Source organism: Serratia ureilytica (assembly GCF_017309605.1).
Taxonomy (GTDB): Bacteria; Pseudomonadota; Gammaproteobacteria; order Enterobacterales; family Enterobacteriaceae; genus Serratia; species Serratia ureilytica.
The window spans coordinates 3441983-3465469 of sequence record NZ_CP071320.1 but is presented as its reverse complement, the minus strand read 5'-3'; the positions used below and the strand labels follow the sequence as shown (position 1 = coordinate 3465469).

The 23487-nt window shown below is 60.2% G+C and carries 25 protein-coding genes; 11 read left to right on the top strand and 14 right to left on the bottom strand.

Annotation, left to right across the window (positions count from 1 at the left end; translation table 11 throughout):
- Positions 1–49 precede the first annotated feature (49 nt).
- The 3 genes from J0X03_RS16215 to J0X03_RS16205 are packed head-to-tail and all read left to right on the top strand — an operon-like array spanning position 50 to position 4428.
- Positions 50–733, top strand: coding sequence for a fimbrial biogenesis chaperone (locus tag J0X03_RS16215; protein ID WP_033642410.1), 684 nt, complete (start codon positions 50–52; stop codon positions 731–733).
- Positions 734–760: 27 nt separating this feature from the next.
- Positions 761–3376, top strand: a complete 2616-nt coding sequence (locus J0X03_RS16210) for a fimbria/pilus outer membrane usher protein (RefSeq protein WP_033642411.1) — start codon at positions 761–763, stop codon at positions 3374–3376.
- Between the two features lie 11 nt (positions 3377–3387).
- Positions 3388–4428, top strand: a complete 1041-nt coding sequence (locus J0X03_RS16205) for a fimbrial protein (RefSeq protein ID WP_033642412.1) — start codon at positions 3388–3390, stop codon at positions 4426–4428.
- A 74-nt stretch (positions 4429–4502) separates the two neighbouring features.
- Here the strand turns inward: J0X03_RS16205 and J0X03_RS16200 are convergent, their stop codons facing one another.
- The 5 genes from J0X03_RS16200 to J0X03_RS16180 form a co-directional block, all read right to left on the bottom strand.
- Positions 4503–4961 carry a helix-turn-helix domain-containing protein gene (locus J0X03_RS16200; RefSeq protein WP_033642413.1) on the bottom strand — a complete coding sequence of 153 codons (459 nt, stop codon included), beginning with the start codon at positions 4959–4961 and terminating at the stop codon, positions 4503–4505.
- Between the two features lie 205 nt (positions 4962–5166).
- Positions 5167–6747: a malate:quinone oxidoreductase gene (locus tag J0X03_RS16195; protein ID WP_033642414.1), complete on the bottom strand. Its 1581-nt coding sequence runs from the start codon at positions 6745–6747 to the stop codon at positions 5167–5169.
- Positions 6748–7207: 460 nt separating this feature from the next.
- Positions 7208–8635 carry an alkaline phosphatase gene (phoA, locus tag J0X03_RS16190; RefSeq protein ID WP_046686693.1) on the bottom strand — a complete coding sequence of 476 codons (1428 nt, stop codon included), beginning with the start codon at positions 8633–8635 and terminating at the stop codon, positions 7208–7210.
- A gap of 131 nt (positions 8636–8766) precedes the next feature.
- On the bottom strand, positions 8767–9474 hold the full coding sequence (locus J0X03_RS16185) for a glutathione S-transferase N-terminal domain-containing protein (protein ID WP_033642416.1): 708 nt from the start codon (positions 9472–9474) through the stop codon (positions 8767–8769).
- A 74-nt stretch (positions 9475–9548) separates the two neighbouring features.
- Positions 9549–10232: an ArsR/SmtB family transcription factor gene (locus tag J0X03_RS16180; RefSeq protein ID WP_046686694.1), complete on the bottom strand. Its 684-nt coding sequence runs from the start codon at positions 10230–10232 to the stop codon at positions 9549–9551.
- A gap of 175 nt (positions 10233–10407) precedes the next feature.
- On the opposite strand from J0X03_RS16180, the gene J0X03_RS16175 reads away from it, so the two are divergent.
- Positions 10408–10755, top strand: a complete 348-nt coding sequence (locus J0X03_RS16175) for an antibiotic biosynthesis monooxygenase family protein (protein ID WP_033642418.1) — start codon at positions 10408–10410, stop codon at positions 10753–10755.
- A gap of 35 nt (positions 10756–10790) precedes the next feature.
- On the opposite strand, the gene J0X03_RS16170 is transcribed toward J0X03_RS16175, so the two are convergent.
- Complete coding sequence (locus J0X03_RS16170; protein WP_033642419.1) at positions 10791–11522, bottom strand: isochorismatase family protein; 732 nt, start codon at positions 11520–11522, stop codon at positions 10791–10793.
- 132 nt (positions 11523–11654) lie between these two features.
- On the opposite strand from J0X03_RS16170, the gene J0X03_RS16165 reads away from it, so the two are divergent.
- Together J0X03_RS16165 and J0X03_RS16160 are read left to right on the top strand one after the other, a co-directional pair.
- Positions 11655–12551 (top strand): LysR family transcriptional regulator, encoded by an 897-nt coding sequence (locus tag J0X03_RS16165; RefSeq protein WP_103101879.1) that lies wholly within the window; start codon positions 11655–11657, stop codon positions 12549–12551.
- A gap of 170 nt (positions 12552–12721) precedes the next feature.
- Entirely contained in the window at positions 12722–13219 is a 498-nt protein-coding gene (locus J0X03_RS16160; protein WP_033650581.1) for a P-loop nucleotide/nucleoside kinase family protein, read from the top strand.
- Positions 13220–13251: 32 nt separating this feature from the next.
- On the opposite strand, the gene J0X03_RS16155 is transcribed toward J0X03_RS16160, so the two are convergent.
- The 4 genes from J0X03_RS16155 to J0X03_RS16140 form a co-directional block, all read right to left on the bottom strand.
- On the bottom strand, positions 13252–13758 hold the full coding sequence (locus J0X03_RS16155; protein ID WP_089194458.1) for a GNAT family N-acetyltransferase: 507 nt from the start codon (positions 13756–13758) through the stop codon (positions 13252–13254).
- Positions 13759–13820: 62 nt separating this feature from the next.
- On the bottom strand, positions 13821–14078 hold the full coding sequence (locus J0X03_RS16150) for a YjhX family toxin (protein WP_004939031.1): 258 nt from the start codon (positions 14076–14078) through the stop codon (positions 13821–13823).
- 233 nt (positions 14079–14311) lie between these two features.
- On the bottom strand, positions 14312–14782 hold the full coding sequence (gene cynS / locus J0X03_RS16145; RefSeq protein WP_160204129.1) for a cyanase: 471 nt from the start codon (positions 14780–14782) through the stop codon (positions 14312–14314).
- A 19-nt stretch (positions 14783–14801) separates the two neighbouring features.
- Positions 14802–15455 carry a carbonic anhydrase gene (locus tag J0X03_RS16140; protein ID WP_033642426.1) on the bottom strand — a complete coding sequence of 218 codons (654 nt, stop codon included), beginning with the start codon at positions 15453–15455 and terminating at the stop codon, positions 14802–14804.
- 111 nt (positions 15456–15566) lie between these two features.
- On the opposite strand from J0X03_RS16140, the gene cynR reads away from it, so the two are divergent.
- Positions 15567–16517 (top strand): transcriptional regulator CynR, encoded by a 951-nt coding sequence (gene cynR / locus J0X03_RS16135; RefSeq protein ID WP_046686699.1) that lies wholly within the window; start codon positions 15567–15569, stop codon positions 16515–16517.
- Here cynR and J0X03_RS16130 read toward each other — a convergent pair.
- Both J0X03_RS16130 and J0X03_RS16125 read right to left on the bottom strand, forming a co-directional pair.
- Entirely contained in the window at positions 16441–16872 is a 432-nt protein-coding gene (locus J0X03_RS16130) for a hypothetical protein (protein WP_019454439.1), read from the bottom strand. The genes cynR and J0X03_RS16130 overlap by 77 nt on opposite strands.
- A 58-nt stretch (positions 16873–16930) precedes the next feature.
- Positions 16931–17398: a winged helix-turn-helix transcriptional regulator gene (locus J0X03_RS16125; protein ID WP_033642428.1), complete on the bottom strand. Its 468-nt coding sequence runs from the start codon at positions 17396–17398 to the stop codon at positions 16931–16933.
- Between the two features lie 63 nt (positions 17399–17461).
- Here J0X03_RS16125 and J0X03_RS16120 point away from each other — a divergent pair, with 63 nt between their 5' ends.
- Positions 17462–17689 (top strand): tautomerase family protein, encoded by a 228-nt coding sequence (locus tag J0X03_RS16120; protein ID WP_033650586.1) that lies wholly within the window; start codon positions 17462–17464, stop codon positions 17687–17689.
- Positions 17690–17828: 139 nt separating this feature from the next.
- Positions 17829–19421: an ABC-F family ATPase gene (locus tag J0X03_RS16115; RefSeq protein ID WP_033642430.1), complete on the top strand. Its 1593-nt coding sequence runs from the start codon at positions 17829–17831 to the stop codon at positions 19419–19421.
- A gap of 51 nt (positions 19422–19472) precedes the next feature.
- Here J0X03_RS16115 and moeB read toward each other — a convergent pair whose 3' ends face one another.
- Positions 19473–20228, bottom strand: coding sequence for a molybdopterin-synthase adenylyltransferase MoeB (gene moeB / locus J0X03_RS16110; protein WP_033650587.1), 756 nt, complete (start codon positions 20226–20228; stop codon positions 19473–19475).
- 2 nt (positions 20229–20230) lie between these two features.
- On the bottom strand, positions 20231–21469 hold the full coding sequence (gene moeA, locus J0X03_RS16105; protein ID WP_089194461.1) for a molybdopterin molybdotransferase MoeA: 1239 nt from the start codon (positions 21467–21469) through the stop codon (positions 20231–20233).
- A gap of 157 nt (positions 21470–21626) precedes the next feature.
- Here moeA and J0X03_RS16100 point away from each other — a divergent pair, with 157 nt between their 5' ends.
- Entirely contained in the window at positions 21627–22163 is a 537-nt protein-coding gene (locus tag J0X03_RS16100) for a DUF924 family protein (protein ID WP_033650589.1), read from the top strand.
- Positions 22164–22521: 358 nt separating this feature from the next.
- Positions 22522–23478, top strand: a complete 957-nt coding sequence (locus J0X03_RS16095) for an isoaspartyl peptidase/L-asparaginase family protein (RefSeq protein WP_033642434.1) — start codon at positions 22522–22524, stop codon at positions 23476–23478.
- Positions 23479–23487 lie beyond the last annotated feature (9 nt).

The following is a 23487-nucleotide window of genomic DNA, read 5'->3' as shown; positions in this document are numbered from 1 at the left end:
TAGAGTTATTGGCCAAGGATGGCTAAATTTTGAGAGTTGAGACATTCCGATGAAAAAAATTCTGACTGGTATTTTATTCGCATTCTCTGTTAATGCCTTTGCCGGCATTCAGGTTGATGCGACGCGTGTCATCTATAACAGTGCAAGTAAATCCGCATCGCTCTCAATCAGCAATGACAGCGACGATACCTACATGGTGCAAACCTGGCTGGATACTGGCGACGCAAGCCAGATGCCTAAGAATTTGCCGATCGTGGTGACACCACCCATTTTGAAGCTGGCTGCCAAGAAAGACGCCATTTTGCGTTTTATTTATTCCGGCAGCGGTTTGCCGCAGGACAGAGAATCTCTGCTCTGGGTTAACGTACAGGAAATTCCGCCAACGCCTAAGCAAGATAACGTGCTGCAGGTGGCGATCCGTACCCGTATCAAGCTGTTCTACCGCCCGGATTCGTTGAAAACCAACCTGCAGCAGCAGGCAGAAGCGCTGAAATGGACGCGCCAGGGCGGCAACTTGGTCGTGACCAACGATGGCCCGCTGTTCGTCACGCTGGGCGTATTGAACCTCAAGAGCGGCGGTAAAAGCTGGAAAGTGAACGCCGACATGGTCAAGCCACACGACAGTCTGCGTATTTCCCTGCCTCAGGGGGCGCAATCAGCCAGCAATATGTCGTTTACCTATATCAACGACTATGGCGGTCACACCGAGATTAAAAACGTCGCACTGAATTGATTTGAAGCACTTCAAGGAATGAAAGAAATGGCACACAAAAGAATAACAACCCTCGCGCCAAAACGTTTGGTGAAGCTGATTAATGGTGTAATTTATTTTTCTGCTGTGCCTTTTTCATTCTCACATATGGCCATGGCGGAGGAGCAGTTCAACACTTCCTTCATCCATGGCGATGACAATATCGCCCAGGTGGCGTCGTTGGCCAGCGGGGATGATATTCTGCCGGGTAAATATCCGTTTGATATCTATCTCAACGGGCAGCGTATCGATCACCGTGAAATCGAGTTCAAGAAAGAATCCAAGGACTCTCCTGTCGCCCCGTGCCTGACGGCGGCGGACTATCAGGATTACGGCGTAAAGCTGCCTGGCGATCTGACCACCGCAGGTGCCGAGCAATGCTACGCATTGCCGCAGCAGATCTCCGGCGCCAAGCTGAACTATGACGCCGCCGTACAGCGTATGGATCTGGAAGTGCCGCAGGTGTTTCTGATCCCGCGTCCGCAAGGCGCCATTTCACCGAAAGTTTACGATCGTGGCATCAACGCCGGCTTTGTAAACTATAACTTTAGCGGTACCCATAACCGCTACGGTAATAATCAGAACGACAAGACCTCAGACTATTACTTTTTGAGTCTCAACAACGGCCTCAATATCGGCGATTGGCGCCTGCGCAACAACTCGACGTTGAACCAACAGTCGGGCGCCGGTACGCATTGGAAGAACATTTCCAGCTGGGCGGAAACGGACATCGTTTCTCTGCGCAGCCGTCTGGTGATCGGCCAGACCAACACCAATAACAATGTTTTCGACAGCATTCAGTTCCGCGGTGTGCAGATGTCCAGCGCCGACGACATGCTGCCGGAAAGCCAGCGCGGCTATGCGCCGGTGGTGCGCGGTGTGGCGACGACCAACGCGCGCGTTGAAGTGCGTCAGAACGGCTATACCATTTACAGTACCAACGTGCCGCCAGGGCCGTTTGCGCTGACGGACATTTTCCCAAGCACCTTGAGCGGTAACCTGGATGTGACGGTCATCGAAGCCAACGGTTCGAGAACCTCATTCGTCGTGCCATTCTCCTCGGTGCCGAACATGCTGCGCGAAGGGATTTGGAACTATCAGCTGACCGCCGGTAAATACCACGACGGCACCAGCCGCTATCAGCCCAAGTTTGTACAAGGTACCTTGTCGCACGGCATGTCGTATGACATCACGCCTTACGGCGGCGTGCTGGTGGCGGAAAACTACCGTTCAGCGGTTGTGGGCCTGGGTAAAAACCTGGGGAACTGGGGGGCCGTTTCCTTTGATATGTCCTATTCCGACACCAACCTGGTGAACGGCGATGACAAGCAAGGGGAAAGTTTCCGTTTCCTGTATTCCAAGTCGCTCAACGATTGGGGGACGGAATTCCGCATTGCCGGTTACCGTTACTCGACCTCCGGCTATTATGATTTCTCCGATGCGGTTGCCGAGCGCGAACGCTATGAGAACGGCTATTACCGTAACGATTACTACGATCAAAACGATCGCAACCTGGGCGTGCCGGACTGGGCGGAGTCGCGCCGTCGCAGTTATTATACCAGCCGGTTCAACAACAAACGCCAGCGCGTTGAGCTGTCTGTCAACCAGCGCATCGCCGGTAATTCGACGCTGTACGCCAACCTCAGCAACCAGTCTTACTGGGGCGGGTCCGGCGAAGATCGCACCGTTCAGACCGGTTTCAACAGCAGCTATAAAAATATCAGCTATGGCGTCTTCTATCAGGACAGCCGCAGCAACTACGGCTATAAAGATCGCAGCGTCAACCTGACCGTATCGATTCCGTTCAGCTTCTTCAGCAAGGATTCGTCGGATATGACCGCCAGCTTCAACGCCGGCCACAGCAAGCAGAGCGGCAATACCTACAGCGCCGGCCTGAGCGGTACCGCGCTGGATGACAACCGCTTGAACTATGCGGTGCAAAGCGGCCATGATCGTTATTCGGGCCAAACCAGCTCGGCCAACGTCGGTTACCAGGGCAGCATGGGGAACATCAATGCCGGTTACAGCTACAGCAAAGATTATCAACAATCTTCGTTGGGCGTGGCGGGCGGCATCGTCGCACACTCCGGCGGCGTGACGTTGACCCAGCCGCTGCAGAACACCTTTGTGCTGGTGGAAGCCAAAGACGCCAAAGGCGTTCGCATCGAAAACCAACCGGGCGTCGCCATCGACCGCTTCGGTTACGCGGTAATGACCTCGGCGTCGCCATACCGTCATAACCGCGTGGCGCTGCGCACCGAAGATATCGGCAACGGCCTGGATATCCCGATGGCGGCGCGAGACGTGGTGCCGACTTACGGCGCAATCACCCGCGTGAAGTTTGAAACGCACACGGGCCAAAGCCTGTTGGTGCACAGCAAGATGGCCGACGGCAGCGTACCGCCGATTGGCGCCAACGTCTTCAGTGCGGACGGCAAGAACAACGGTACTGTCGGTACCAACGGCGATATTTATATTTCAGGGGCTTCCGCAGGGGATCGCCTGCTGGTGAAATGGGGCAACGACGCGGGCGAAAGCTGCTCACTGGTGGTGCCGGAATTGAAAGCGGCGACCGAACAGCTGATGGGTTATCAGGAACTTTCGCTGACCTGCGGAAAACCGTAAAAGGAAAGGATATGTCTTCTTTGTTAAAGCACAAGAATCTCGGGTTGGCGGCTGGGCTGCTGGTCACGCTGGGCGCGTTTTCTCAGAGCAGCTATGCGCTGTCTTGTAAGCAGAACGGCAGCATTCGCCAGGATATCGTGCTGGATAAAGCCATCAAGGTGTCGACCGCCAACACCGCGCCGGGCGCGTTGCTGTGGCGTTCGCAGACTTTTACTTCGACCTTCCAATGTACGGATGACTGGAACAACCCGAAAGGGGAGAACGCCTACCTGTACTGGGATCCGCAGTCCCGGATGAGTCAGATCCATAATTCGATCGAAGTGGGTGTCACTTATCAGGGGATTGATGTCAAACCGACTAAAGGCGCACGTCAGGACGTCGGTCCCGGCACGGAATGTCGCCGTTCGGGCAGCCGTTGTTTGTCTCCGGCCAGATCGCTGACGGTAACCGTGTCTTACGCCATCTACATTAAAGCAACCGGCAAGGCGCCGCCGGCCGGCGGCAAGATCAACGACAACAACTCGTACTCGGTATTTCAGGTTGATGGCGTCGGCGGCTTGAACGGCACGCCGAACAGTAACTTTAACGCCTACATTTCCGGGCTGGGCAACATTCAGTTTATTTCCTGCAACCCGAAAATCACAGTGGTGGCCAACAACGGCTCGACGGTGAATTTCGGCACTATCCCGCGTCAGAATGCGGTGGTGGGTAAAATCGAGAAACAGGTACCATTCTCGGTTGCCGCCAATATGTCCGATCCGACGACCGGACAGGACTGCCAGGGGGAGACGCTGCAGGCCAGCTTCAGCACCACCTATCCACTGCAGGATAACAGCGTGATCCTGCCGACCAGCGACAGCGGTTTCGGGATTTTAATCTCGCAGGCGGCGACGCCGAATACGCCGATCATGATGAACAGTCCGGTCGATCTGGGCCTGGTCAACGGCACCATCGTTGAAAAGAACTTTATGGCCAGCCTGAAATGGTTGAGCACCAACCCGAAAGTGGGGCCGTTCAGCGCATCGGCGAATATTGACGTCACCTTCAAATAATTCGGTGTCTCGTCAATAAAGAAAGGGTTCAGTTCTCGCGAACTGAACCCTTTTTTGTGCCTTTACCATGAGGATTAACGCAGCCCCATCCAGCTGGTGCATACGCCTTCCGGCAGTTTGCCGGCAAACCAGTGCGGTAAGGCGGGGGCGTCGCGGTGTTGCTCAGTCTGCGTCTGCGCCGGCTGCGCCGGCCACTCTGCGACGTCCCAGCGGGTGGTGCGGCGATAGACCGCCGGGGTCTTGCCGAACTGTTTCTTGAAGGCGCGCGAGAACGACGGCTGAGAATCGAAGTGGTATTGCAGGGCGATATCCAGGATCGGGCGTGGGGTGGAGCGCAGCGCCTGCGCCGCCTGCGACAGGCGCCGCTCGCGGATATAGCTGCCGAGCGCGTGGCCGGTGGTGCTGCGGAACATGCGCTGCAGGTGCCATTTGGAGTAGCCTGACTTGGCGGCGACGTTATCCAGCAGCAGCGGTTGGTCCAGATGAGTTTCAATCCAGTCTAGTAAATCGTGAATGATATTGACGCGATCCATGGTTTTAGTTCTCCCGCAAAAACGACATTCAGGTCACAGTGACTTAGCTTAATTATCCAAGAATATACTTTGATAATAGGCGTGACTACGCCGTTACGCAAGGGTAAACCGGGGGTAAATAGGTGGCCAAAAATGCTCTTTGAGCGGCAGGGGTATAGAAAAAAGGCCGCATAAAGCGGCCTTGTCAGCAGGAAACCACGGGGAATCAGTTAGTTTCCGGTTTCACTTCAATGTAGTTCAGACCCAGCACGCTGCTGGTGTAACCGCGGATCTTGTTGGTCATCTCGATATCGCCGTTCAGCTTGTGGCCGTAAGACGGGATGATCTCTTTCAGCTTGCTCTGCCATTCCGGCGTCGCCACTTTGTCTTTGAACACGGTTTCCATCAGATGCAGCATGATCGGCGCAGCGGTAGAAGCACCCGGCGAAGCGCCCAGCAGAGCGGCGATGCTGCCGTCTTCAGAACTGACGACTTCGGTGCCGAACTGCAGCACGCCGCCTTTATCCGCATCTTTCTTGATGATCTGCACGCGTTGGCCTGCAGTCCACAGCTTCCAGTCTTCCTGCTTGGCGTCCGGGAAGTACTCTTTCAGCGCGGCGAAGCGGTCGTCGTCGTTCATCATCAGCTGGCCGACCAGGTATTTCACCAGATCGAAGTTATCCAGACCGACGTGGGTCATCGGCATCAGGTTCGAGGTGCTCAGCGAGTGCATCAGATCGAACAGTGAACCGTTCTTCAGGAACTTGCTGGAGAAGGTGGCGAACGGCCCGAACAACAGCACGCGCTTGCCGTCCAGCATGCGGGTATCCAGGTGAGGCACGGACATCGGCGGTGAACCTACGCTGGCCAGGCCATACACTTTGGCCAGGTGCTGGTTGGCGATCTCCGGGTTGGTGGTGACCAGGAACTGGCCGCCGACCGGGAAGCCGCCGTAGCCGTCGGCTTCTGGGATGCCGGATTTCTGCAGCAGGGTCAGGGACGCGCCGCCTGCGCCGATGAACACGAACTTGGCGTTAACGGTGGTTTCTTTGCCGTCGCGGTTCAGATCGGCAACGGTCACGCTCCAGGTCTGGTCGGCGTTGCGCTTGATGTCGCGCACTTCGTGGCTCAGGTTCAGCTTGAACTTGTCGCTGGCGCTCAGCGCGTCAACCAGCTGGTGGGTGATCACGCCGAAGTTGACGTCGGTACCCAGCGGCATGCGGGTCGCGGCGATTTTCTGCGCCGGATCACGGCCGTTCATCACCAGTGGCGCCCACTGCTTGATCTGCGCAGGATCTTCGGAGTATTCCATGCCGCGGAACAGGGTGCTGTGCTGCAGCGCCGCATAGCGTTTACGCAGGAAGTTGACGTTGTCGTCGCCCCACACGAAGCTCATGTGCGGCACGCTGTTAATGAAAGATTTCGGATCTTTCAGGACATTGTTTTTCACCTGATAAGACCAGAACTGGCGAGAGATTTCGAAAGACTCGTTGACCTTCACCGCCTTGCTGATGTCGATGGTGCCATCGGCTTTTTCCGGCGTGTAGTTCATTTCGCTGAAGGCGGAGTGCCCGGTACCGGCGTTGTTCCAGCCGTTGGAACTCTCTTCCGCTACGCCGTTCATGCGCTCGTACATGTCGATGGTCCAGGTCGGCTCCAGCTCATGCAGATAGGTACCCAAGGTGGCGCTCATGATGCCGCCGCCGATCAGAACCACGTCGACGGTTTTATTCTTCTCTTCAGCCGCCGCCTGTTGCGTAACGCCAAACAGGCTGAGACTGAAAATCAGGACGAGTAATTTTCTCATTGAATTAAATCTCTTGTGTGTAAATTCTACTCATTGCAGGTGAAAGAATTTAGCGGGAGTTACCCTGGAAATAATGAAGCCGACCGCCCGGCGAAAGCCGATAGGCAGCAATAATGCCTTTTTGTTAATAGGGTATTTAACGAAAAGTGAACTATTGCAGGCCGTCCGGATGCAAATTGATCGGTTCACGTTACTGGCGGGGTATTATTGTTTGCGAGAATGTTAAAAACTACTTTTGTAACTAAAAAAAATGAATATAAGCAAAAAACGGCCGGTTGCTGTCGCAGGAATAAACAGAGAGGGAAGAAAGGCCGTATAACCGCGTTATTTTCATGGGTTAATTGCCGCGTAATTAGACGTTATTTCGTTATCACACAATAATTGCGGTTAAATTGCAAATACCTAGCGGTAACCAATAATAAATGGCCGCCGTGGCGGGCGGCCATCGTTCAGGGGTCGGTTACTTGATACCCATCGCATCGCGCATGGTGAAGAACAGATCGGTCTGATCGGTCAGGCCCACTACGTTGGCGGCGTGCGGGCCGTAGGCCGCGACGCGCAGCTGGGTGCCGGTGTGTCCCTGAGATTCCTCTTCAGAGTTGCCGTAGCTGAGGGTCATCGGCGCGCCGTCCTTGGTGGTCAGCTTTTGGGTCAGGCCCGGCGCTTTGGCGTCGGCGGAGACGATCTGGCTGGCGTGCGCGTGGTCGGCGGTGACGATCACCAGCGTGTTGCCGTCGGCGCGGGCGAAGGCCAGCGCTTTTTGTACCGCTTCGTCCAGATCGACGGTTTCGCCAATCTGCCCGCACGGGTTGGCGGCGTGATCCTGTTTATCGATCGACGCGCCCTCTACCTGCAGGAAGAAGCCGTTCGGGTTGTCTTTCAACAGCGCGATCGCTTTTTCGGTCATCGCCGCCAGCGTTGGCGTGGCGGCGGTGCGCGCCGGGTTGTTTTCGCAGGTCACTGCCGGTTTGTCGAGGTTGCCATGGTAGCTGGCTTTCGGCCCCAGCCAACGCACCGGCATATTGCCGTCGGCGAACAGCCCCAGCAGCGGTTTTTGCTGGTTGGCGAGGGTAACGGCCTGCAGTTCGTCGGCGTTGCTCACCCACTGATAACCCTGCGCCGCCGCCTGGTCCTTCAGCGATTTTCCTTGCCATTCGCCGCTTTTTGCCAGCTGGTTGAACGATTTCGCGCCGCCGCCCAGCGTGACGTCGGCGCGGGTTTTCAGCAGTTGTTCGGTGATGGAGCCACGGCCGCCATTTTCCAGCGCGTTAGCGGCGCATTTCTCGCTGGTTTCCTCCGGGCCATAGCACTTGCGTGAGATGACGTGCGAGACCAGCGCCGCCGGCGTGGCGTCTTGCAACTCGGCGGTGGAGACGTTGCCGGTGGCCTTGCCGGCCGCCTTGGCGATCTCCAGCAGCGTCGGTTGATCCTTGCCGTTCACGTCCACGCCGAGCGCGCCGTTATAGGTTTTCACCCCGGTGGCCCAGGCGGTGGCGGAGGCGGCGGAGTCGGTCACGTAGTCCGGCTTGTGGGTTTTCCTGTCCAGCGAGTAATGGGTGTATTGTCCGGTCAGCGGCAGGGCGTCGATGCCCTTGAAGTAACCGCCTGCGCCTTCGGCGTAGTTGCGCGCGGCGGTGATCTCGGAATCCCCCATGCCGTCGCCGATCAGCAGGATCACGTTTTTCGCCGTTTTGTCCGACAGCGATGCCTTCAGCGCGGTGGTCTGATCGCCGGCCAGACGGCGGGCGCCGCCCGGTTCGACGAGGTTGCCGCGCGCGGCGCGATCGGTCAGGCCATCGGCATTGGCCGAGGTTTCCGCCGCGATGGCGGAGGAACAGAGCAGGGCGGACAGTACGGCGCCGGCGATCAGGGATACAGCAGGTTGCATGGGGTAAGCTCCTTGTCGTAATACAACAATGTAAATAACATCAAATTGTTACGAAAGGAGAGTAGAGCAGAGGGATGACAATTTTATGACAGCGGAAGGCGGGACGGCCCGGCGGCCATCCCGTTTGACGCTCAGGCCGCGCGCGCCGGGATAGCGAGCCCACGCTGCACCGCCGGGCGCGCCAGACCGCGCTCCAGCCACTGCGCGACGCGAGGGAAACTGTCGAACTCCACCAGTTCGCGCGCCTCATAGAAGCCGATCAGGTTGCGCACCCAACCCAGCAGCGAGATATCGGCGATGGTGTACTCCGCGCCCATGATCCAGTCGCGGCCTTCAAGTCGCGTTTCCAGCACGCCGAGCAGGCGTTTCGATTCGTTTTTGTAGCGCTCCAGCGGCCGCTTGTCTTCATATTCGCGCCCGGCGAATTTATGGAAGAAACCGAGCTGGCCGAACATCGGGCCGACGGCGGCCATCTGGAAGAACACCCATTGAATGGTTTCGTAACGCTGCGCCGGGTCCTGCGGCAGGAAACGGCCGCTCTTTTCCGCCAGGTAGAGCAGAATGGCGCCGGATTCGAACAGCGGCAGCGGCCGGCCGCCGGGGCCATCGGGATCGATGATCGCCGGGATCTTGCCGTTCGGGTTCAGCGCCAGGAATTCCGGCGTCCAGGTTTCGTTGTTGCCGATGTCGATCAGGTGCGCTTCATAAGGCAGGCCGATCTCCTCCAGCATGATGGAGACTTTGACGCCGTTCGGCGTCGGCAGAGAGTAGAGCTGCAGCCGTTCTGGATGCTGAGCCGGCCAGCGTTTGACGATCGGGAATTGGGTGGAATCGAGCATGGAAACTCCTCGGGTTGGCGGGGTCGCTTAAGCGTACCCCTAGAGTATTGCAGTAAAACTACCCTGTCGCCGGGTTACACCGTGAGGTCAAAATGTGCGGCCAGCGCTTTTTTACCGGCGGGGGTCAGCTGCAGCTCGCGGCTGTCGAGCCGGCGAAGGATCCAGCCGCGTTGGATAAAGGCGGCTAACAGCGCGGCGCCCAGCGCGCCGCCGAGGTGAGATCGGCGTTCGCTCCAATCCAGGCAGCCGCAGGCGAAGCGGCGGCGGGTGGGCGCGGGGGAGCAATCGACGCCCAGCCGCGCCAGCGCGGCCTGACCGATGTCGCTTAACCGGTAGTCTGCCTCGCCGGTCAGCCAGTTCAGCGCATGCAGCCGATCGTGCAGCTTCACCGCCACCTCGCCCGCCATATGGTCGTAGCAGGTGCGAGCATATTGCAGCGAGGTGGGCGTGCGGCTTTTCAGCGACGGGCGCGGCACGCCCGCCAGCGCCATCAGGCCTTCCAGCGCTGCGGCCACCGGTTGCCCGGCCAGTCGGAAATAGCGATAGCGCCCCTGTTTGACACAGGCAATCAACTGCTGCTCCAGCAGCTTCGCCAGATGTGCGCTGGCGGTGGACGGGGCGACCTCGACCGCCGCGCTGAGCTCGGTGGCGGTGTAGGCGCGCCCGTCCATCAACAGGCACAGCATGCGCGCCCGGGTGCGGTCGGCGATGGCGGCGCTCAGCGCCGCTAAACGATCTTCTATCTCGATGTTATACATACTTCGAGGTTAGACGAAGTATGGCTGTGCGTCCATTGCTAGCCTGTGGTCATCGCACTTTGGTGCTGTGCGGCCGTATTCGCTGGATATTGATGAGCGGGCGTTGAAACCGGTGCAGTGGCGCCATTCTTACCCTGCGCGCGTACCGTAATTTTACCGTTGAGAGGAGAAGATAATGATCGCCGTGATTTTTGAACTGCAGGCCGCCGATGGGCAGCGCGATACCTACCTGGAGTTGGCGGCGGCGCTGAAGCCGCTGCTGGCGCAGATCGACGGATTCATTTCCATCGAGCGCTTTCAAAGCCTGGCCGATCCTGCGCGCCTGCTGTCGCTCTCCTTCTGGCGCGACGAGGCAGCGGTGCAGCAGTGGCGCAATCTCGAGCAGCACCGGGCGGCGCAGGCGCGCGGCCGTGGCGAGGTGCTGGCGCAGTATCGGCTGCGGGTGGCGGAGGTGGTGCGGGACTACGGGTTGGAGAGACGCGATCAGGCGCCGCAGGATAGCCGTGGCTATCACCGCACCTGAGAAAAAGCCCGCCGCCGGCGGGCTTTCTTCGTCCGTTATTTCGCTTCGCTGCCCACCTTCATCGCCCCGGCGTAGCTGGCGCCCATCCCCCAGGCAGCGCCGTGGTCGCGGGCGATCTGCAATACGCCTCCCGCCGTGGCTTTGCGGCTCCAGTCCTGCTGCCATTCCAGCATCAACGCCACCCAGTTGATGGGCGTGGCGCCCGCCTGTATCAGGCGCTGCATGGCGTTGTTTTGGCTGTCTGGCGTAATGTCGCCGGTGACGTCCGACAGAATATAAACCTCATATCCCTCGCCCAGGGCGGACAGCGCCGGCAGCATCACGCAGCTGGCGGTCCACAATCCGCCGATGATGATTTTCTTGCGGCCGGATTGTTTAATCAGATCCACTACGCGCCGATCCTGCCAGACGTTGATGGCGGTGCGATCGTACACCTGCAGATCCGGACGTGCCTGCGTCACCTGCTGGAATACCGGCCCGGCGAAGCTTTTGGCGTTGGCCGAGGCCAGAATGGTCGGCACGTTGAACACCTTGGCGGCCTTGGCGATACCGGTGGCGTTATTCACCAGGTTGGTTTGGTCGATAGAGGAAATGGTCATGCCGAACATGTCCTGCAGATCGACCAGCAGCAGCAGACTGTTCTCGGCCGTCAGCGGCTGCACATAACCCGCCTGGCGGCTGTCGGCGGCGGGGGATTGCGCCAACGCGGCGACGGGGGCGGCGGCGGCGCTCAGGCCGAGCATCAGGGCGAACAGGGTCTTTTTCATTATTAACTCCATGATTATCAGTAGATTAAATTCACTTCCCACTCAGGGAAGCGGTTGAATAAAGTCTACTGAGGTTGTTGAGGTTAATAATCTGTGTTTTATTGAATTTATAATTAACCAATAGGACATAATGTGGACGTGTTACTGACGATGCGCGCCTTTCGCCGCGTGGTTGAGCGCAACAGTTTTTATAAGGCGGCGGAGGATTTGGCGATCACGCCGGCGGCGTTGAGCAAGCAGATTAAGCAGTTGGAGAACCGGTTGGGGACATTGTTGCTGGTGCGCACCACCCGCAGCATGAGCCTGACCGAAGCCGGGCAGCTCTATTACCAGGAAGCCTGTCGGTTGCTTGGCGAGTTTGACGCGCTGGAGCAGACGGTTGCAGCCAGTGCGCAGCAGGTCTCCGGCACGCTGCGGGTCAATGCGCCGCTCTCGTTCGGCCTGACGGTGCTGTCGCCGCTGCTGCCGCCGTTTATGCAACGCTACCCGCAGCTGCAGGTGGAGCTGACGCTGGACGACAGGGTATTGGACGTGGTGGCGGCCGGTTTCGACATTTCCTTGCGCATTCGCCGACGGCTGCCGGATTCTTCCCTCAGTGCCCGGGCACTGGGTGAAGTGCACCAGCGAATTTGCGCCGCACCCGGCTATTTGGCGCAGCACGGCGTGCCGCAAACGCCGAATGACTTGCCGTGTCACAGCTGTCTGGCCTATTCCCTGGCGGAAAGGCCGGGGCAGTGGCAGTTCACCGCCGGCGAGGAGAGCCTGAGCGTGACGTTCACTCCCCGATTGATCGCCAACAACAGCCTGATGCTGCGGGACATGCTGGTGGCGGGACTGGGCATCGGTTCGCTGCCGTCGTTCGTGGCGGATCCCGAAATCGCCGCCGGTAGGCTGGTGCGGCTGTTCCCTGAACAGATTGCCGAAGCGCATCAGGTCTTCGCGGTTTACCCGACGCGCCGGCATGTGCAGCAGAAAGTGAGTTTATTCACCGAGTTTGTGCGAGAACAGGGATTGATGACGGCGAATTGACAACGGCGCACGGTTGTCATATTCCTTAGTTATGAAAAGATCCTATCGCCCATTCGCGCAAATTATTATCACCATGCTTCGTGTGGTGGGATAGCGCGTGTGTCGCCAATAAAAAACCCGCCGGCAAGGCGGGTTTTTTTATCCTCTTCCGGCAACGACCGGAGAACGGCATGAAAACCTACCCTGCAGTTTTACACCTGATGTGCGGCAAGGCCGGCGCAGGCAAATCGACGTTGGCGCAGCGTTTGGCCCAGCAGCCGCAAACGCTGTTGCTGAGTGAAGATGCGTGGCTGGCGACGCTGTATGAACAGGAGATGGCCAGCCTGCAAGACTACGCGCGCTGTTCCGATCGGTTGCGGCGGGCGCTGGGCGGGCACCTCGTTCAGCTGCTGCGCGGCGGTTGGTCCGTGGCGCTCGATTTCCCGATGAATACGCCGGACAGGCGGCGCTGGGCCAAAGCCTTGGCGGAGGAGGCCGGCGTCGTGCACTGCCTGCACTTTCTCGACGTCAGCCATGCGCAGTGCCTGAACCGGATAACGCTGAGAAATGCGCGCGGCGAGCACCCGTTTACACTGAGTGAGGCGGAGTTTGAGCATCTGGCGCAGTATTTTGTTCCCCCGGCGGAAGAGGAAGGGATGACCGTCTTGCGTTATGGCGAACGGGACTGAAAACCGGCGCCATGACGGCGCCGGCAACAGGGTTAGGCTTCGGCGTTAAACGCGTTGTGGAAGGTGACCTCCGCGCACGGCAGCGCGCCCTGGAAGGCGACGGCGCGGAAGTAGTCTTGCGGCACGCCCGGCAGGGTCAGCGCGCACTGCGCCTGGAAGCCGAAGCGGCCGTAATAGTTCGGATCGCCCAGCACCACGCAGCCTGCGGCGCCGCGTTCCTGCAGCTCGGCCAGCAACTGGCGGATCAGCCGGCTGCCGATCCCCAGGTTCTGACAGGCCGGCAGCACCGACACCGGCGCCAGCCCGTACCACCCGGCGGCGCCGTTGCTGAGTGCGACCGGCGAGACGGACGCGTGCCCGATCGGTGTGCCATTGCGTTCGGCGACCAGCGACAGGGTGAGGGCTCCCGCCGCGCGCAGCGCATTGACGATAAACTGCTCGGTGTGGCTGCTGTGCTCGGCATGCAAGAATGCGGCGGCGGTGAGGGTGGCGATGGCGCCGACGTCGGCCGGCGTTTCGTGGCGTAACGTGATGTTCATGGTTGTATCCTGATTAAATAAGGCTGTGCCGACCGGGCTGCCTGCCCGGCCGGTATCGATGATTAACGGTTATCCAGCTGCGCCCGCACGGCCTTGAGCCCGGCGAAGGTGACGCGATAAGGGCGCCCCTGGCGAGAGAGGATCAGGCGTTTGGTTTTGAGCTTGGTGAAAACGGCCAGCGAGCAGTCGGCCAGGCCGAGCCCTTCGCGGGTATAGCATTCAACGTGGGTGACGCGACCGGCGTCGTTGCGGGTGAAGGCGATATAGCCGCCTTTGGCCAACACGTGCAGCACGCGTTGTTCCGCTTTGGAAATGTTCATGTTGGGAGATCCTGTAATAACCCCAGATACGCGCATCCCCGCGCAAACGCGCGTCGGATACGTCAGAGTCCCTCGCCATGCGGCAAGGAAGCGACTATCGGGTGGTTACAATCTCCAACATACAGGCCTCGGGCAGTGAAAAACGCCAGGGCGGCGTTTCAGCGCAGTTAATGTAGCCAATGGCCGGTTGGCTGTCAATTTGCCGGCGACGCGGGCCGCCGGCGCAAGGCCAATCAGAAAGGCTTGGTCGGCAGGTATTTGCCGTCCAGGGTGATCACCGCGCGTTCGCCGCCCTCCGGATCGGGCACCTTCTTGATATCCAGCTTGAAGTTGATGGCGCTGATAATGCCGTCGCCAAACTGCTCGTGCACCAGCGCTTTCAGCGTGGAGCCGTAGACCTGCAGCATTTCATAGAAACGATAAATGGTCGGGTCGGTCGGCACGCCGCCGGGAATGCTGCCGCGCAGCGGGATGGTTTGCAGCAGCTGCACCGCTTCTTCATCCAGCCCCAACTTGGCCGCCACCGTGCGCGCCGCCGGTTCCGGCAGCGCATGCTGCCCCAGCAGGGCGGCGGTGACGAACGCCAGACTGAGACAGGTGCCCTCGGCCAGCGCTTCGAACGTCAGGTTATGGCGGATCTTGGCGGCCATGATGGTGTCGGTGAGCGCTTCGCGCGGGGCGGCGTTGTGCAGAGAGTGTGTCATGTTGGCTCCTTTTGTGGGCTTAAAAACGGGCGATCGCCGGCGTGGCGGTCACCTCGGGATGGGTGGCGAGCGGCACGAAGCGGCGGGTTTCACCGTCCAGCGCCTCGATAGCGCCGCTGGCGATGTCATAGACCCAGCCGTGCAACGCCAGGCGGCCCTGATCCAGCGCCAGCGCGACGGAAGGATGCGTTTTGATGTTGTTGAGCTGGGCGATGACGTTCTCGCGCACCATCGACGCGACCCGCGCTTCGTCGCAGGCGTGCGGATAAGCCTGATTGACCGCCTTGGCGGAATCGGCGTAACGCAGCCAGCCGGCGACCGTCGGCAGGTGATCCAGACACTGGCAGGTGGCGATGGCGGTCATCGCGCCGCAGTCGGAATGGCCGCAGATCACGATATCTTCCACGCCCAGCGCGGCGACGGCGTACTCGACCGAGGCGGTCACCCCGCCGGGTTCGGGGCCGAAAGACGGCACGATGTTACCGGCGTTGCGGATAACGAACAGATCGCCCGGCTCGCGCTGGGTGACCAGCTCCGGCACCAGGCGGCTGTCGGAACACGAGATAAACAGCGTGCGCGGGTTTTGGCGGGTCGCCAGCCGCTGAAACAGCGCCGTGCGTTCAACAAAGGCTTCGCGCTGGAACTTCAGGAAGCCTTCAATCACCTCTTTCATTGTCTTTCTCCCTGGGGGGTAAGCGATGACGGCATGATGAACGCTTCTGGCTATAGGGTCTAAGACCCATTTATAATGCTGGCTATAGGTTTTACTAATAGCTGGGGCGCTATGCTGCTGCGACATATCCGATATTTTCTGGCCGTTGCCGAACAGGGCAATTTCACCCGCGCCGCCGAAGCGCTGCACGTCTCGCAACCGACGCTCTCCCAACAGATCAAACAGTTGGAGGATGCGCTGGGAGCGCCGCTGTTCGATCGCAGCGGCAGAAGGGTGCAGCTGACCGACGCCGGTGAGGCCTGGATGCGCTATGCTCGCCTGGCGCTGCAGGATCTGGACGCCGGCGCGCGGGCGATCCATGACGTGGCGACGCTGGCGCGCGGCCATTTGCGGCTGGCGATGACCCCGACGTTCACCGCCTATCTGGTGGGGCCGACGATCGATGCGTTCTATCGCCGCTACCCGGGGATTACGCTGAGCATTGAGGAGATGGCGCAAGAACGGATCGAGGCGCTGCTGGCGCAGGATCGGCTGGATCTGGGGATTGCCTTTGAGATGGCGCAGTCGGTGGAGGTGGAAGCCTCGGTGTTGTTCAGCGAGACGCTGGAGCTGATGGTCGGCGCTGAACATCCCCTGGCGGCGCGGCGCCAGCCGCTGACGCTGGCGGAGTGGCGACATCTGCCGCTGGCCTTGTTGAGTGGCGACTTCGCCACGCGGCAGTTTATCGATCGCTACTGCACGCAGTTGGGGTTTCGGCCGCAGGTGGCGGTGGAGGCCAATGCGCTGGGCGCCATCGTCGAGATCGTGCGGCGCGGGCAGCTCGCCACGCTGTTGCCGGCCGCGATTGCGCGCGAGAACCGGCAGTTGAAAAAGGTGGCGCTGGCCAACGCCATGCCGGCCCGTCAGGCGGTATTGCTGCAGCGCCAAGGCGCTTACCGCAGCGCCGCCGCGCAGGCGTTTATCGCCGTCTTGCAGGAACAGGGCGTTACGCCAACGCACTCCAGCGCTGCGTCATCCCCAGCAGATGCACCAGCCCGAAGCCGAGGCAAATCAGCGAGCTGACGACGATGAAGCGTTGGCTGCGGCCGGTATCGCGCAGGGCGAAAGGGCCGGCGACGCCGCGTAGCAGGTAGATAAAGGTGATAATAAACAGCGCGGGCCGTAGCAGCGGCAGCGGCGCGATCAGGCCCGCGCCGGACAGCGCGTAAAGCGCCCAAATAAACAGCACCAGCGCGATGCCGGCGGTGACGACGGCCGGGAACTTTTTACCCGCTTCCGCCGCCTTAATGAAGCGATCGCCGGCGCCGCACAGTCGATAGCCGCGCGGCCCGGCGGCGATCACCCAAATATGCAGCAGGGCGGCGATGGCGCTCAGCGCGGCGCCGATCAGCAGCGCGGTGTTATAGAGGTGTGGCATGGTTCAGCATCCTTGTCCTAAATCAGTCTGGTATCAAGCGTAGACCAGAATGGGTAAGTCAGGCCGGGGGGAGCTCAACGGCCGACATTTGCAGCGCGTCTTCAGGCACTACGTGCGCCTGCGCATCGATAAATGCCAGCTGCACCGGCAGCCCGCTGCGTTTATCCACCAGTTGAACGTGGGGGCTGTCATGCAGAATATGCCGGTGGCCCCATGCCATCAGCGCAACCAGGATAGGCCCCAGGCTGCGCCCCTTGTCCGTCAAGACATATTCATGTCGTTCGCGCTCGCCCGGCTCCCGGTAAGCGCGTTTGGCCAACAGTTCTTGTTCTACCATGGCATTCAGACGGTTGCTCAACGCCTGGCGTGAAGCACCGATATTCTCGCGCAGCTCTTCAAAACGGCGGACGCCGTAGAATGACTCGCGCAGGATCAGTAACGTCCAGCGATCGCCAAGCAGATCCGCGGCCTGCGCCAGCCCGCACAGGGCAAGAGAAACGGTAGGGAGATCGGGAGATTTTGACATGGGCATTTTCCTTCGCTAATCTAAGTCTTGTTTTTAGACTTATCTATATTCAAGGAGAGTATAATGCCATTTGTTAATGTGCAAACGGTGAAAGGCATGCTGGATGAACGGCAAAAAAGCGAGTTGCTGTCCCGCATTACCGAACTGCTGGTAGAGATAGAAGGGCGAGGCGATCCGGCGTTCAGGCAGTCGGTTTGGGTCCGAATCGATGAACATGCGCCCGAACAATGGAGCCTGGGCGGCGTGCAGCCGACGGCGGCGATGATTGCCGCGAAGTTCCCGCCGCGTTAATTCAGCTATGCCGCCTGCGAAAAGGATCGGATGCCGTAGGCGCCGCTCAAAATGTCACCGAAACTTCCCGCGATCTCTGCACCCCGTTGTGGCATAATGCGCGCCAAATCACATTCCCTATGTATAAAGAGCGAGCGCTGTGTTAAGCACTAACAACATCACCATGCAGTTCGGCAGTAAGCCGTTGTTTGAAAACATCTCTGTCAAATTCGGCGGCGGCAACCGTTACGGCCTGATCGGCGCCAACGGCTGCGGCAAGTCCACCTTTATGAAAATCCTCGGCGGCGATCTGGCGCCGAGCGGCGGCAACGTGTTCCTCGATCCGAACGAGCGCCTGGGTAAACTGCGTCAGGATCAGTTCGCCTTTGAGCAGTACAGCGTGCTGGATACCGTGATCATGGGCCACACCGAACTGTGGGCGGTGAAGGAAGAGCGCGACCGCATCTACGCATTGGCGGAGATGAGCGAAGAAGACGGCTATAAAGTGGCCGATCTGGAAGTGGCCTACGGCGAAATGGACGGCTACAGCGCCGAAGCGCGCGCCGGCGAACTGTTGCTCGGCGTGGGTATTCCGGTTGAGCAGCACTATGGCCCGATGAGCGAAATCGCGCCGGGCTGGAAGCTGCGCGTGTTGCTGGCGCAGGCGCTGTTCTCCGATCCGGAAATCCTGCTGCTCGACGAACCGACCAACAACCTGGACATCGACACCATTCGCTGGCTGGAAAACGTGCTCAACGAGCGCAACAGCACCATGATCATCATCTCGCACGACCGTCACTTCCTGAACATGGTCTGCACCCACATGGCGGATCTGGACTACGGCGAACTGCGCGTTTACCCGGGCAACTACGACGAATACATGACCGCCGCCACCCAGGCGCGCGAGCGTCTGCTGGCGGACAACGCCAAGAAGAAGGCGCAGATCAATGAGCTGCAATCGTTCGTCAGCCGCTTCAGCGCCAACGCCTCCAAATCCAAGCAGGCCACCTCGCGCGCTCGCCAGATCGACAAGATCCAGCTGGAAGAGGTGAAAGCCTCCAGCCGCCAGAACCCGTTCATCCGCTTCGAGCAGGACAAGAAGCTGTTCCGTAATGCGCTGGAAGTGGAAGCGCTCACCAAGGGCTTCGATGAAGGCCCGTTGTTCAGCAAGCTGAACCTGATGGTGGAAGTGGGCGAGAAGGTCGCGGTGCTGGGCGCCAACGGCATCGGTAAAACCACCCTGCTGAAAACGCTGGTGGGCGACGCACAGCCGGACAGCGGCACCGTGAAATGGTCGGAAAACGCCCGTATCGGTTACTACGCGCAGGATCACGAATACGAGTTCGACGACACCCTGACCGTGTTCGACTGGATGAGCCAGTGGAAGCAGGAAAAAGACGACGAGCAGGCGGTGCGCAGCGTGCTGGGCCGTTTGCTGTTCAGCCAGGACGACATCAAGAAGAAAGTGAAGGTGCTGTCCGGTGGTGAAAAAGGCCGCATGCTGTTCGGCAAGCTGATGATGCAGCGCCCGAATATTCTGGTGATGGACGAACCGACCAACCACCTGGATATGGAATCCATCGAATCGCTGAACATGGCGCTGGAGATGTACGAAGGCACGCTGATCTTCGTCTCCCACGACCGTGAGTTCGTCAGCTCGCTGGCGACCCGGATTCTGGAAATCACCCCGAACAAGGTGATCGACTTTACCGGCAACTACGAAGACTATCTGCGCAGCCAGGGCATCGTGTAACCCTTGCGGTAACGCATCAGGGCGGGAATTATCCCGCCCTTTTTTTATCCGTCATGCCCCGCCGCACACCTCGCAGTGCGGATCCTTCGGCAGTTTCATCTCGCGGAACTGCATGCTCATTGCATCGAACATCAACAGCTTGCCGCGCAGCGGTTGACCATAGTCGGCCAACAGCTTGATGGCTTCCATCGCCTGCAGGGTGCCGATAGTGCCGACCAGCGGCGCCATCACGCCCGCTTCGACGCAGGTGAGGGCGCTGTCGCCGAACAACCGGCTCAGGCAGCGGTAGCAGGGCTCGCCCGGCTGATAGGTGAACACGCTGAGCTGGCCCTCCATGCGGATCGCCGCGCCGGAAACCAGCGGCCTCTGCTGCGCGTGGCACAGGCGGTTCAGCGCGTCGCGCGCCGCCACATTATCGGTGCAGTCCAGCACCAGATCGCAGGCGGCGATCTCTGCTGCAACCGCATCGTCTTCCAGACGACCGTCGATGGCGTCGATGCGGATATGCGGATTGATGGCGCTCAGTTCCTGCCTGGCGGAGGCGACTTTGCTCTGGCCGATGCGATCGTCGCGGTGCAGGATCTGGCGCTGCAGATTGGAGAGCGAGACGGTGTCGAAATCCACCAGCACCAGATGGCCGACCCCGGCTGCCGCCAGATAAGGCGCGGCGGCGCAGCCCAGCCCGCCCAGCCCGGCGATCAGCACGCGGGCGGCCTTCAGCTTCTCCTGGCCGTCGAAGTCAAAGCCGCGCAGCACGATCTGGCGGTTGTAGCGCAGCGCTTCGGCGTCGGTCAATTCCGGCAACATGTTCAGCTCCTCAGCAGGGCGTTGAAAGGCTCAATCTCCACCGTTTCACCCGCCGCCACCGAACCGCGTTCGCGCTCCAGCACGATGAAACAGTTGCCCTGGCTGTAGGAGCTGAAGACGTGCGAGCCCTGGTGGCCGGTGGTGCTCACCTCCAGTTCGCCCGCGGCGTTGCTGCTGAACACGCCGCGCTGAAAATCGAGGCGGCCCGGCGATTTCTTCAGCGGCGTCAGCGCCCGCGCGCGCAAGCGCGGCGGCAGGCGCCAGTCGCTGTGGCCGGCCAGCTTCGCCAGCAGCGGTTGCACCAGTTGGTAGAAGGTCAGGGCGGCGGAAACCGGGTTGCCCGGCAGGCCGCAGAACCAGGCGTGGCCCAGTTTGCCGAAGGCGAACGGTTTGCCGGGTTTGATCGCCAGCTTCCAGAAGCTGACCTGGCCCAGCTCGTCGAGCATCTGTTTGGTGTAGTCGGCTTCGCCGACCGAGACGCCGCCGCTGCTGATCACTACGTCGGCCTGGCTGTCCGCTTGTTCGAAGGCGGCGCGCAGCGCATCGCGATCGTCGCGGATAATGCCGAGATCGAGCACGTCGCAGCCCAGCTGCTCCAGCATCAGGCGCACCGCGAAGCGGTTGGTGTCATAGATCTGGCCCGCCTGCAGCGGCTGGCCGACCGGCTGCAGTTCGTCGCCGGTGGAGAACACCGCCACCTTCAGCTTACGCATCACCTGCACTTCGGCGACCCCGAGCGAGGCCAGCAGCGGCAGCTGCGCGGCGCCCAGCTTCACGCCGGCCGGCAACACGCTGGCGCCTTGGCGAATGTCTTCACCCGCCAAACGGATATTCTGGCCGGCTTCTACCGGGGCGGTAAAACGCACGCCCTGGTCGCTCACTTCGGCCTGCTCTTGCATGATCACGGCGTCCGCCCCGGCCGGGATCGGCGCGCCGGTCATGATGCGCACGCAGCTGTTGGCCGGCCATTCACCGTCGAACGGCGCGCCGGCGAAGGCTTTCCCGGCGACCGGCAGCGGCGCATTGGCCGCCAGATCGGCGAGGCGCACCGCATAGCCGTCCATCGCCGAGTTGGCGAACGGCGGCACGTCGAGGGGCGAGACCACCGGCGCGGCGGTGATGCGGCCGGCGGCGGCGGTCAGGGCGACGGATTCGGTCTGTTGCAGCGGGGCGATCTGCCCGAGCATTTTTTCCAGCGCTTGCTCCAGGGAGATGAGATCGGAAGTATGGCAATGATCCATAAGGGGAACTCCGTAATCAGGGTGCGCAATGATAGCGACAAAGTGCGGGTATTATGGCAGAGAACGCCGGGGGGGAGAACGGGTTATGCCCGCCATCTTTCGCACTGCGGCGCTGGGGCGATCGGGTATAAACTGCGTAAAACAGAGGAGGATCATGATGCATAAACAGGTTATCGAGTTCTGGTTCGACGAGATCGAACCGGTGATGTGGTTCAAAAAGGACGATGATTTCGATCGTCTGCTGCACAGCCGCTTCGGCGAAATCTGGCGGGCGGCGGCGGCGGGAGAGCTGGCTCACTGGCGCGACACCATCGAAGGGCGGCTGGCGGAGGTGATCGTGCTCGATCAGTTCAGCCGCAACCTGTTCCGCGGCACGCCGCAGTCGTTCGCCTGCGACGGCATGGCGTTGATTCTGGCGCAGGAGGCGATCCGCAGCGGCGAGTGCGAACGGCTGAGCCGCGAGCAGCGCGGCTTCCTTTATCTGCCGTTCATGCATTCGGAATCGCCGCTGATTCACCAACAGGCGCTGGTGTTGTATACCGAGCTCAATAACGGCGATCAGCTGGAATTCGAACTGCGTCATAAGGCGATCATCGATCGTTTCGGCCGTTACCCGCATCGCAATGCGATATTGGGGCGCATCAGCACGCCGGAAGAAGAGGCCTTTTTACAGCAACCCGGTTCCGGTTTTTAATCGCGGAGTATCTTCGCCCGGCCGGGAAAAAAACGGCAGGCCGGGCGTCGAAATAATGATTATTCAGCGTGAACGTTTATTTCATGACCCCATGCCGCTATTTCCTCTCGCGAAATTACCAATAATCCCAGCCGCACTCTCAGCGGTTTGCTGCTTTTTATAACCTGCTGTTTTTATTCCAATAAGCTATTTCAAGGTGCGAAACGGTCTAAGCGCGCTACGCTAAAAGTGGGGCATGGACGTTATGCTGTACTTCCACAGTCGGGCTAAATAGCATCGAAAAAAGACTGAATAATAATGATACCGCGCTCAGCTTATTCGCTGTGCTACGGCGGGATTAACACAGGGTGTCAGGCAAATGAGCAAACCAGTGATTGCCATTCATGGCGGCGCGGGCGCAATTACCCGGGCGGCGCTGAGTGCGGAAAAGGAACGGCAGTATATTCAGGCGCTGTCCGAGATCGTGGCCGCCGGTCAGGCGATATTGGCACAGGGCGGCAGCGCGCTGGACGCGGTGACCGAAGCGGTGCGGCTGCTCGAAGAGTGCCCGCTGTTCAACGCCGGTAAAGGATCGGTGTTCACCCATCAGGGCACCCACGAGCTGGACGCCTGCGTGATGGACGGCCGCACCTGCGATGCCGGCGCCGTCGCCGGCGTCAGCCGTGTCCGCAACCCGGTGCTGGCGGCGCGCGCGGTGCTGGAAAACAGCGAACACGTGCTGTTTGCCGCCGAAGGCGCCGAGAAGTTTGCCGCCGCCCACGGCCTGGAAATGGTTACTCCCGACTTCTTCTTTACCCAAGAACGTTTTGATCAGCTGCACCGCGCCCAGGCGGAGCAGGGGCGGGTATTGCTCGATCACGACGGCGCGGTGCAGGCCGGCGAGCCGCTCGATCCCGATCGCAAATTCGGCACCGTCGGTGCGGTGGCGCTGGATGCGCTGGGCAACCTCGCCGCCGCCACTTCCACCGGCGGCATGACCAACAAGCAGGCCGGGCGGGTAGGCGACACGCCGATCATCGGCGCCGGTTGCTATGCCAACAACGCCACCGTGGCGGTCTCCAGCACCGGCACCGGCGAAATCTTCATGCGCGGCGTGGCGGCCTATGACGTCTCCGCCCTGATCGAATACGGCGGGCTCAGCCTGCAAGAGGCCAGCGATCGGGTGGTGATGGAGAAGCTGCCGGCGCTGGGCGGCAGCGGCGGCATGATCGCCGTCGATCGCCACGGCAATATCGCGCTGCCGTTCAACAGCGAGGGGATGTACCGCGGTTTTGGCTATGTCGGCGATGCGCCGTCCGTCGGGATTTATCGCTAAGCGTTCACC